Here is a 9,888-nt window from a genome sequence, read left to right on the forward strand (position 1 = left end):
CGATCAGATGCGCGGCGCGGGTGAACCGGCGATCCTTGCAGGGCTGATGCAACAACTTCAGCGCGACCATGCCATTCCCCAAGGGCGTAGCTTTGTTGCGGGGCTGTCGGCCGGCGCGGCGATGGCTGTGGTGCTGGGACAAACCTATAGGGATGTCTTTGACGCGGTGGGTGCCCATTCCGGTTTGCCCTACCGTGCGGCCCATGATGTGCCATCGGCTTTTGCGGCTATGGGGCAGGGGGCAACAGGCTCTGACACAGGGGAATTTATCCCGACGATCATTTTTCAGGGCGATGCGGATACCACTGTAAGTGCCGCGAATGCGGATGCGATCGCCAAACACGCCCCAAACGGTCCCGAGGTTCAGGACGACGGCAACACGGGCGGGCGCCGTTTTTCCCGCCGCAGCGTGATGGCACCGAAAGGCCATGTCGTGATGGAACAATGGACCGTCTCGGGCCTTGGTCACGCGTGGTCGGGCGGCAACAGCGCGGGGTCGTACACGGACCCCACAGGACCGGATGCGAGCCGCGAAATGCTGCGGTTCTTCCTCGATTTGCCTCGGAAAGGCGCATGATATGACACACTCCCTTACCTTTGACGCCATCAGCGAGGCCGCGCCGGGCCCGAAATGGGCAGCCCGATGGGCCCGTTCATGGCCCGCCTACGAGGCATGGTTCACTGCACGCGGCGGCGATAACGGCCCTGACCGCGCAGCCTGCGAGGCGGCGCTAAAGCAACATATGCCCGAGTTAGTGCCTGTCCACGCCAAGCTCACGGCGCTCGCGGGCGGGTCGGACCGTGCAGCACGCTTCCTGTCCATGTGGTGCCCGCCAAGCTATCTGGGCGGCTGCTCCCTTGCCGTGGCCACATCGGACGACGACATCCGACTGGTGCGCAACTACGATCTGTCGCCTGACCTGAACGAAGGCCTACTGCTGCACAGCGCCTGGACCGGTCGGCGCGTGATGGGTATGGTCGAATTCCTTTGGGGCCTGTCCGATGGGATCAATGATGCGGGGCTCAGCATCGCGCTGGCCTATGGCGGGCGGCAGGAAACAGGGCGCGGGTTCGGTATCACCACAATCCTGCGCTACGTTCTGGAAACCTGCGAAACCGTGCCCCAAGCGCTGCGCGTGCTGCAACGCGTGCCGTCGCATATGCCGTATAATGTGGTGGTCGCCGATGCCTCGGGTGCGGGTGCCAGCGTCGAGATGTACGCCGGTGGCGGGGCAAAGGTGCAGCCGCGGCTGGTCGCCACAAACCACCAGACCGACGGCAGCACGCCCGACAGAGGCAGTTTTACCCGCACGTTTGAACGGTCAAAACACCTTGTGAGTGTCTTATCCGAAGGGGTCACGCCGTCAGCGCTGGCAGGCCAGTTCACCCAAGCGCCGCTCAAGCAAGACCGCTACGCCGAAGGGTTTGGCACGCTTTTCACCGCTGAATACGAACCCAAACGCCGGAAGATGACGCTGCATTGGGATGATGAGGTCTGGCCTCAATCAATTGACACGTTCGAGGAAGGCACGCGGCAGGTCACCTATGGCAGCACCCCGTCATCGGTGGCCGCAGGGGGTGCCATCGATTGGGTGCAAATCGGTCTGGACTACGCAGCGGGCCGCGGGGTTGATTGGCGTAGGTTTGTTCCCGCCGGGGGCGATGTGGCGTAGGGCGTCGAAGCGGAAGGCCTTGCTATATTACGCGGAACAGACCCTACAACACGCCAACGGCAGCCGCTCCTTCGTTGAAATCCTATTGCTCGACCAAGGCGCTATTCCGGTTTCAGTCCAAGCCCCAAGCGGTTCGCGTGCCATGCAGCTTCCGCCCGTGAGGAGATGCCGAGCTTGCGATAGACGATCTTGATATATCCCGCGACGGTCGTTTCCGCGATGTTCAATGCGGAGGCGACCTCGGCGTTGCGCAGGCCTTTGGAGATGAGCGTGAGCACTTCGGTCTCCCTCTCCGTCAGGCGCCCGTCCAGGCTGGCGACTGGCCCAGTGAGGCGGAAGTGTTCCATGATGCGGCGGGCGACAGAGGGTGATATCGCCGGTAACCCCATCGAAAGCTGTGTCAGCTGGCGAGAGAGCACCGCCGCCTCTGTCTCTTTCAGCAAATACCCGTCCGCCCCGGCCGAGAGCGAGGAAACAATGCTCGCGTCGTCGCCCATGACCGTGGTTACGACCTTGATTGCAGAGGGGCTGGCCTTGTTCAGGCCGCGCAGGATTTCGAGACCCGACCCATCAGGCAGACCCAGATCAATCAGGGCGAGATCTATCTGGCCATCCAGTTTTGACAGCGCCGTCCGTACCGAGTTGGCCGTGCATATCGTGGCCGCCGGATATGCTGATCGTACGATCTCGACCAGCCAACGCAGGGTTTCGACGATATCTTCGACAATCAGGATACGCTTCATTCTGCTGCGGCCTCTTTCTGAGTGCTGAAAAGAGGTAGAAACGCGGTCAAGGTGGTGCCCTTGGCACCGGTGCTGTAGCTGAAGGCACCTTGCAACTGGGTGAAGCGGTTTCTCAGGTTTCTGAAACCATTGCCAAGCGACGCGACGCTGCTGTCAAAGCCCGAGCCGTTATCGCTGAGCGTAAGCTGCAACCCATCGCTTTCCAGGGCAATCCGGACCTGCGCCTCTGTCGCGCCCGAGTGGCGTAGGATATTGCTGGTTCCCTCTCGCAGGAAGGCGCGCAGCGCATGCGCCAACCGATGGGATATACGGCCTTTGGTGATCTCGTCGGCCTGCCAGGTGACGGTGATATGGGCGGCCTCGAAATGGGTGATGATTTCGGCACGCAGATCGGCGAGCAGATCGCGGAGATCCCAATCAGTCTGATCCGGGTTTGAAATCAACTCTCGTAGATCGGCGAGGGTCTGGCGGATAAGAAGATCTTTGCGTTCCCGAGGGCCGGTATGCAGCGCGCTGAGCAGCAGCACCCCTATGTTGTCATGCATGTCGCGATTGATGCGCAGCCGCTCTGCGCTGACGGCCTGAAGATAGGTCTCGTGCTGGGACAGGCTCGCATCAAGCAACGACAGGATCGCATCGGCCCGCGCCAGATCGCGCGACGAGAAAAGACGCGATCCCTGCCCGGCCAGCTCAAGCGACAGTGCAGGTAGATTGCCGATAGACGCGAGCGTCAGGATACGGCCATCATCCTGCAGTTCAGTGATCGTGGTAGACGCCGGTTGATCCTTGATGCGCAGCGGATTGTAAATATCGGACCAGAATTTACGCAGCAGCCTCTGCTTGTCTTCGGGGTCTCTCGCATGGGCGATCTGGGTTACCCTGCGATACAGCTCTTCCGCCGGGATCTCGCGGTTGCGCTTGAGCAGCACCCAGACCTTGTCGCGCAAGGGCAGGTAAACCATGCAGATCGCCGCGAGGGCGATGCCAAAGGCAGGGGCACGCCCCAGCGAAAGCCCGTAGATGAGCGCGGCATCAAGCCCCAGAAGCAAAGCCACCCCAAGGCCGTAGAACAAGATGCCGTAGGACCAATTCGCCAGATCGAACAGCCGGTAGCGCGTCACCGCCAAGGCAATACCGGCGTAGATGATCAGGAAAAACAAAAACGCAGTGCTTTGTTCGATCACCGGGGCCAACCCCATAAGCGTCGGCAGGATTGACGTTAGCACAAAGCCGCCCGCACCAACTGCAACCGATACGCCAAGCCAGCCGAGCATCGCCCGCGCAGCCGGGTCGCGGCGATTGGCGGCGACTTGGGCGGCAATGACCAGCAACAGGGCCACCATGATGATCGCGATCATATCCGGGGCATTGTTCAGCTTGTCCGGCCAGCCGGGGCCAAGCACCAAGAGGATACAGGCACCGATCAGAAGTGTCGGCAGGCAGAGCACAGGTTTCGGAACAATGCGCCGCGGGTACGAGAGGAACAATGTCACCATACCGATCCCGAATAGTAGCGAACCACCGGGATTTACCCGGCAGGCCACCGAATAGGCCTTCAGACTAAGCGCAAGCTCGCGCGAACTGTAGATCGCGGCGCTCGACGATGCCAAAGCCAACCCGATCCCGGACAGCAGAAACCACCATCCGGCCTGTTCATGTGGTCGTAGGCAGACAACCCAGGTCCCGATAAACATGCCCACGAACGCAACAAAGATTTGCGTCCAAAATTTCATCGGCAGATCCGAAACCGGACGGCTTTCCTGTGCCGTGACCGTCACGTTTTCAGGGCCGTCGGCTTGATCGAAAGTCAGGGTGACTGCGCCGCTTAGCAACGCGTCATGCAAGCGATCCTGACGGTCAAAGAAGCGACGCAGATTGTCATTGTCACCGATTCCGTCGGGCTCTTCTATCAGGTCCCGTGGCGTCACCGGGATAGCAGGATGATTTTCCGCTGTAACGCTCAGAAGCCGCTTACCGATCATATCGCGGCTTACGGCGCTGCCCTGCGCGATGTCAGTGACGACAACGCTTTGCCCCGCCACGCCAAGCCTGAGCCCGAGCCACGGCTGGGCCGTCGCCACCCACGTCAGGGCAGCGGCGGCGGCCAGATAGAGCACGACGCAAAGCGCGAAAATGGCTCCGGGGGCGACATGTGGACGTGTCATCTTATGGACCACACAGCGAAATTTTTAATTGCAAATTTAATCATTCTATACGGCTCATCTTCTCAAAATACTCTTGTCCGAGGACACCCCCTGAACGGGGGGGAGACGATTTCATGAAGTAGGTATCTAAAAAGTGAAGAAGAATTTTTTAAATCAAGCAAGGGGAATTTCATGAAACACGCACGTCTTAGTATTGTTATTGCAAGCCTTGGGGTGGCAACGGTCTTGTCTGGTTGCAATGGAAGCAGCTCTGCCGGCGGGCTTGCTGGCGGCGTCGCAGGCGGCGGGCAGGATTTTGAAACAGCCTTTAACGCTGTCAGTCAAAAGGCCCCCACTTCGGATATGCCCACGTCGCTGAAAGCCAGCTATGAGGGTCAGATGAAGGTCGGCGTGAACAGCGGATCGGCCCAGATTTTCGGCACCGATATCGATGCGAATAGCGCGGAAATCATTGGCGATCTGGCAGTCGATGTGGATTGGACCGACGGGCAGACCACCAATCCGTTCACCGGAACGGCCTCCAACATCGTCGCGACAGAGGCGGGCACCTCGAACTCCGTCAAACTGGACGGGACGCTGACGGTCGATCAAGGCTTGCCAGCCTCGCTCAGCCGCACCACCATTCCGGCGCAGGTCGTCGCGGGCGTCAATATCCCCGAGCAGAACACCGGTGCGATGCTGTTCCACATGTCCGGTCGGCTTAGCAGTGGCGAGAATGAAGGGGACGCCACCTTGCAGTTCGGCGGCAACTTCATGGGGCCGGGTGCAGAATCGATGCTTGGACCGGTATCTGGCGGTATCAACGATGTGAACAATCCCTCGCCGCAGATTTTCGATGCGGGCGTCGGTGGTACATTCTACGCCAACAAGAAATAGAAGCGACGGATAAGCGGGTCTCTTGGATGCGGTCAATTGCCGGCCGCAAAAACCCGCTTTCCCCGCGGTAGCCGAGGTCTTTGATGCGGCGAATTTTATACAATCTATTTTTAATCTTACTGGCCTCGCCATTAGCGGCCTTTTCCCTTGATGATGCAGAACAAAGCATCCTCAAGGGAAAAGCCGCAGAGGTTATTCCATTGCTCGAGGGGTATTCACCCAAGACCGAGACAGAGACCCTGCGCCGGATGTGGATTTTAGGGGTCGCCTACAACCGTTCCGGAAAATCACACCAAGCCGTTGCCCCGCTGGCGCGGCTTGTGATCTTGCGGCCAGACGATCCCACGTTCCGGCTTGAGCTGGCGAACGCATTGGTAAAAAGCGACCAGATCGAACGGGCGCGATATCACCTTGAACTGGCCAAAGGTGCGGGTTTGTCGCCCTCTGTCCAGGCAAAAGTGCAGGCGGAGCTTGACCGTTTGGCCAAACCGAAAAAATGGCAGGGCTATTTCCGTTTTGCCATTGTGCCCGAAAGCAATGCCGCCCGCCGGACCTCTGCAGAGACGGTGAACCTCAGCGGTTTTGTGCTGCGGCTGGACCCGAATTCCCGCGCCCAATCCGCCACGGCGTTCGAGATTGGCACGGGCGTCGCGACCGTGCCGCGCCTTACGGACGCCTTACGCGCCAGGTTCGCGCTGGATCTGGATGCGCGGCTTTTCGACGGGCGTGCGCCCGATGAAGTGACCCTTCGGACCAGTGCATCCCTACTGCATTTCGCCGATGAGGGGCGTCTTGTCTCGGCCGAGATCTATGGATCGCAGCGCTGGATTGATGACGCGGCCTATGCGCATACCTATGGCCTTGGCCTGTCCTATACGCGCAACCTCGGCGTACGCGCCCGCGCCACGGCGGTGCTTCAGCGCGAACGTATCACCTATGATGGCAGCGGTGTCGGCGTGAACCGAACAGCAGGCGCTGCGCAATTCGCCTACGCGGCATCCTCGCAGCTTGTGTTTCGCGTAGGCATGCGCGCGGAAAGCCGTACCAGTTCTTACAGCCCCGTCGCGGGCCATGCGGCGGGCGTCACCCTCGGCGGCGACTATTCCTTTGCCGGCGGTCTTCGGGTCGGGCTGGATCTGTCGTTTGATCGGAACGAATTTGACGGCGTGCATCCCATCTTCGGCGTTGCCCGCGTCGACAAGAAATCAAGCGTCATGCTGAACCTGTCCAACCAGAACTGGAGCTACAAGGGCTTTACCCAGGTCCTGAGACTCGGGTTTGAGGAGCAACGCTCCACCATTTCGATCAACAGGTTTCGCAACGCCACTGCCAGCATCGGCCTGACACGATCGTTTTGAAGAAATTCGGCCCTAGGTCGCTGCCCGGTTGCATAGGTTTCGGTCGTGCTTGGTCGTTACTACGCAGCGCGTGCCGACGCCGGTTGCCCCCTGCGCACGCACCAACGATAGGGTGGGAACTGCGACAGCCCCATTTCATCTTCATGCCTTGGAAAATAGCAGTTCGATGATCGCTTCGGAATGATGTTCCAATGCGTCGGATGATCGAATATCCCCACCCTCGATCGCGTTAGTGAGAATGGGCAGGGCCATTGGAAATGACCCACCATGGGTGATCATGAAAAAGATAGTCCGGTCCGAGACGTTCGGAAGGGTGCCTTCTGATTTTGCACCTGCGATCAGATCTTTCAGTACCGTGTAAAAAGGCACAACGAGGTGCCTTTGCAAAAAATCACTGCGATCACTGTGTTTTGCCCCGTCATGAACGATAACACGGCTCACTTGCGGCCAGCGGGCGGATGCGGTGATGAAAGCGCGAATGAGCGCCTTCAGTGCTTCCGTTTGGGTCGCGGTCCTAACGACAAGAGCTTTGTTAAGGTCGCTTGCAAAACAGTCGGCTAGATGTTCCATCGCCGCGATCCAAAGCGCCTCTTTTGATCCAAAGTAATACCGTGAAAGGCCTTTGTCGGCCCCGGCTTTTTCAGCAACGTGGCTCAGTGAAACGCCGTCGAAACCGCGCTCCGCAAACAGATCAATCGCAGAGCGAAGCAAGGCCAGCTTCAAATCTGTACCCTGTGCGGCCTGCGGACGGCCGCGTTTTCTTTCGGCTGTCTCAGAAACGTCGATGGCGGTTTTGACCTCGGTCCTCGTACGTTGCTTGGACATTTGAATGACATCTCCATGTTTGAGCCGCGAGAACTCCGTCTCGCTTAGCCCGGGTCAGCTTAGCTTTCCAGCGTGATCTCTTACAACACGATATTCTACGCTCGAAGAATAATATTGACATATTCCACGAACGTAGAATAGCTGGGCGCACAAGCACGATAGGATGTCAGTACATGATGAGATGGATTGTAGGGGGCGCAGTTGTCTTTGCGCTTGGTGTCGGGATATTCGGCCTCCCGCCCTTTAGCGGTCAGCCCACCGCTGGGTTTGCGGAAGGTGAACCTGGATTTGAGACCGGGGTGAAACGCCTACCCAACGGTATTTATGAGGTTTCTGTACGGACCCCGATGCCGGGCGTTTCACCTGAAATGGTTGGTTGGTGGTTTGGCGATTACATGGAAACGACCGAACACTACCGACGTTGGTTCCCGGACGCGCATCTTTGGATGGATTGGGAAAACAAGGTTGATGGCCAGTTCATCGGGGCGAGCCATCTGGTGCATGAATACATCGGTGAAGACTTGAATAAGCTGAGAATTCAGTTTGTTGAACCTGAGGAGGTTTTGGGGGAGGTAAACTTGGCTGACGGCGACGTCGCCGTATGCGCCCGCGTTGGCCTGCTGGAAGAGCCCATCTATGGCGGCGAAATGTGCCACATTGTTCGCAATGTCGAAGGCGGTGCCGAAATGCGTAGCCGTTTTTGGCTTGGGATGGTGGCCGCGCGTGAGGGAAACGAGGCGGTGCCCTCTGTCATCGGAACGCTTGGGAACACCTATCTGGCACGTCTGCTGACCGTGAAAGAGGCGTCGGCAACTGCTTTGTTAAACCACTGTTTTGATGAGATGACCATTCTGGCAGGCTTTCTCCCAAAGCTCTACGCCGATGCGCAAGGGTAAGAAAAACGCTGCATTCACGCCATGACCACCAAGCGGACTTGCCGTTGTCGCGCAGATCGCGGCTGTGCGCTATGCCGAAAAGGTCAGCGGGCCGATGCATCTGCTGGCGAGTTGACGCGCTGCGACGCAATCCGGCAAGCGAACCTGCGGTCGACCCGGAAAACCGGGTTGAACCGTCAGGTTTGCCCGCCGGGTGCCTTAGGGCAAAGCGGCGCGTTATTTGAAGACCGGCTGACGCTTTTGCATCTTGGCGGCGACGACCTCTGCGAATTCCGATGATTTCAGCTGCTCGGCGAACAGCACCGATTCACGCTCCATTTGGGCGGTCATCTGGTCCTTGCCATGACGGATCAGCGCCTTGGTTTTGATAACCGAGGTCGGTGCCGCCTGCGCCAAACCAGCCGCAAGCGACGCGACTTCGGTGGCAAAATCGGACGAGGGAGCGACACGCGACACCAACCCAAAACGCAGCGCCTCTGCCGCATCAAGAACGCGATTGGCCAGCAGCATATCGTTCGCCACGGCCATGCCTACGGTGGCGGGCAGCAAAAGCGAGGAGGCGGCCTCTGGCACCAGTCCCAGTTGGACAAAGGGCGTGCTGAATGTGGCCGTGTCAGCGGCGACAATCAGATCGCAATGCAGCAGCATCGTCACCCCGACACCAATGGCAGGGCCGTTCACAGCGGCAATCAAGGGTTTGGGGCAGGTGGAGATTGCGGTCAGAAACCGGATAACGGGCGGCACACCGTCGCTGCGGGTTCCCTTGGCAAAATCCTGCAAGTCATTCCCGGAGGTAAAGTAGTCCTCCGCACCTGTGATCACGAAGGCGCGTACCGCGTCGGACTGGGCATAGTCTTCCAGCGCGTCGGCCATGGCGGCATACATATCCTGCGTGATGGCATTGCGCTTTTCGGGTCGCGCGATGGTCATGGTCGTGACCCGCTGGTCGGTGTGTAGCTTGATGTTTTCGGTCATGTTTGATCCTGTTGATTTGAATGGCGGTGGAAATCGGTTGCGGTTCAAGGGGCGCCCATGAGCCAATCGCTGAATTCGGCCCATAAAGCGTCGCGGCCTTTGCGCAATGCGCCTTCGTGCCCGATCCGCGCTACACCGACCTGCGATGGTTTGCGGATGATCACCTCGTGCGGGGCGGCTGGATAACACTTTAAAAGGTCTGATGCGGTTGACGGCGTCGCAATCGGGTCATCGGGGAATATCCAAGACCGGATAGGGGCTGTGACCTCGTCGTAGTGATGCGGGGCCAGTTTCGTTGCGAGGTCCGGTTGAAAATAGCTGCGGCGCTGGCTCCACCGGCGCCATGTCTTGAACAGTTTCGGCGGGAGCGCTTCGCC

9 protein-coding genes and 1 pseudogene are annotated in these 9,888 nt (G+C 59.1%); 5 read left to right on the top strand and 5 right to left on the bottom strand.

What is annotated here, in order from left to right; genetic code table 11:
- On the top strand, positions 1-577 hold a 577-nt coding region (locus B3849_RS13495), incomplete at its 5' end, for an alpha/beta hydrolase family esterase (protein WP_286780289.1).
- A 1-nt stretch (position 578) separates the two neighbouring features.
- The gene (locus B3849_RS13500; RefSeq protein WP_278426011.1) at positions 579-1,673 is read left to right on the top strand and encodes a C45 family autoproteolytic acyltransferase/hydolase; all 1,095 of its coding nucleotides are present in this window, start codon (positions 579-581) and stop codon (positions 1,671-1,673) included.
- A gap of 101 nt (positions 1,674-1,774) precedes the next feature.
- On the opposite strand, the gene B3849_RS13505 is transcribed toward B3849_RS13500, so the two are convergent.
- A complete protein-coding gene (locus tag B3849_RS13505) occupies positions 1,775-2,416 on the bottom strand; it encodes a response regulator transcription factor (protein ID WP_005848636.1) in 642 nt (213 codons plus the stop codon).
- A complete protein-coding gene (locus tag B3849_RS13510; protein WP_278426012.1) occupies positions 2,413-4,581 on the bottom strand; it encodes a sensor histidine kinase in 2,169 nt (722 codons plus the stop codon). The genes B3849_RS13505 and B3849_RS13510 overlap by 4 nt, the downstream gene beginning before the upstream one ends.
- Positions 4,582-4,752: 171 nt before the next feature.
- Here B3849_RS13510 and B3849_RS13515 point away from each other — a divergent pair, with 171 nt between their 5' ends.
- Together B3849_RS13515 and B3849_RS13520 are read left to right on the top strand one after the other, a co-directional pair.
- Positions 4,753-5,457, top strand: a complete 705-nt coding sequence (locus tag B3849_RS13515; protein ID WP_278376466.1) for a hypothetical protein — start codon at positions 4,753-4,755, stop codon at positions 5,455-5,457.
- A gap of 83 nt (positions 5,458-5,540) precedes the next feature.
- Positions 5,541-6,815 (top strand): surface lipoprotein assembly modifier, encoded by a 1,275-nt coding sequence (locus B3849_RS13520; RefSeq protein WP_278426013.1) that lies wholly within the window; start codon positions 5,541-5,543, stop codon positions 6,813-6,815.
- Positions 6,816-6,956: 141 nt separating this feature from the next.
- Here the strand turns inward: B3849_RS13520 and B3849_RS13525 are convergent, their stop codons facing one another.
- A complete protein-coding gene (locus B3849_RS13525) occupies positions 6,957-7,640 on the bottom strand; it encodes a TetR/AcrR family transcriptional regulator (protein ID WP_278426014.1) in 684 nt (227 codons plus the stop codon).
- Between the two features lie 173 nt (positions 7,641-7,813).
- Here B3849_RS13525 and B3849_RS13530 point away from each other — a divergent pair, with 173 nt between their 5' ends.
- Complete coding sequence (locus tag B3849_RS13530) at positions 7,814-8,536, top strand: DAPG hydrolase family protein (protein WP_278426015.1); 723 nt, start codon at positions 7,814-7,816, stop codon at positions 8,534-8,536.
- Between the two features lie 216 nt (positions 8,537-8,752).
- Here B3849_RS13530 and B3849_RS13535 read toward each other — a convergent pair whose 3' ends face one another.
- Both B3849_RS13535 and B3849_RS13540 read right to left on the bottom strand, forming a co-directional pair.
- On the bottom strand, positions 8,753-9,511 hold the full coding sequence (locus tag B3849_RS13535) for an enoyl-CoA hydratase (protein WP_278426016.1): 759 nt from the start codon (positions 9,509-9,511) through the stop codon (positions 8,753-8,755).
- 44 nt (positions 9,512-9,555) lie between these two features.
- Positions 9,556-9,888, bottom strand: a pseudogene (locus tag B3849_RS13540) (alpha/beta hydrolase); the annotation flags it as partial.

Origin of the sequence: Sulfitobacter sp. UBA4523 (assembly GCF_002388305.1) — a bacterium.
Classification (GTDB): Bacteria; Pseudomonadota; Alphaproteobacteria; order Rhodobacterales; family Rhodobacteraceae; genus Sulfitobacter; species Sulfitobacter pontiacus.

Excerpts from the sequence above, each read along its gene's own strand:
- B3849_RS13500 (WP_278426011.1), top strand. The coding sequence starts at position 579 with ATGACACACTCCCTTACCTTTGACGCCATCAGCGAGGCCGCGCCGGGC.
- B3849_RS13505 (WP_005848636.1), bottom strand. The coding sequence starts at position 2,416 with ATGAAGCGTATCCTGATTGTCGAAGATATCGTCGAAACCCTGCGTTGG.
- B3849_RS13510 (WP_278426012.1), bottom strand. The coding sequence starts at position 4,581 with ATGACACGTCCACATGTCGCCCCCGGAGCCATTTTCGCGCTTTGCGTC.
- B3849_RS13515 (WP_278376466.1), top strand. The coding sequence starts at position 4,753 with ATGAAACACGCACGTCTTAGTATTGTTATTGCAAGCCTTGGGGTGGCA.
- B3849_RS13520 (WP_278426013.1), top strand. The coding sequence starts at position 5,541 with ATGCGGCGAATTTTATACAATCTATTTTTAATCTTACTGGCCTCGCCA.
- B3849_RS13525 (WP_278426014.1), bottom strand. The coding sequence starts at position 7,640 with ATGTCCAAGCAACGTACGAGGACCGAGGTCAAAACCGCCATCGACGTT.
- B3849_RS13530 (WP_278426015.1), top strand. The coding sequence starts at position 7,814 with ATGATGAGATGGATTGTAGGGGGCGCAGTTGTCTTTGCGCTTGGTGTC.
- B3849_RS13535 (WP_278426016.1), bottom strand. The coding sequence starts at position 9,511 with ATGACCGAAAACATCAAGCTACACACCGACCAGCGGGTCACGACCATG.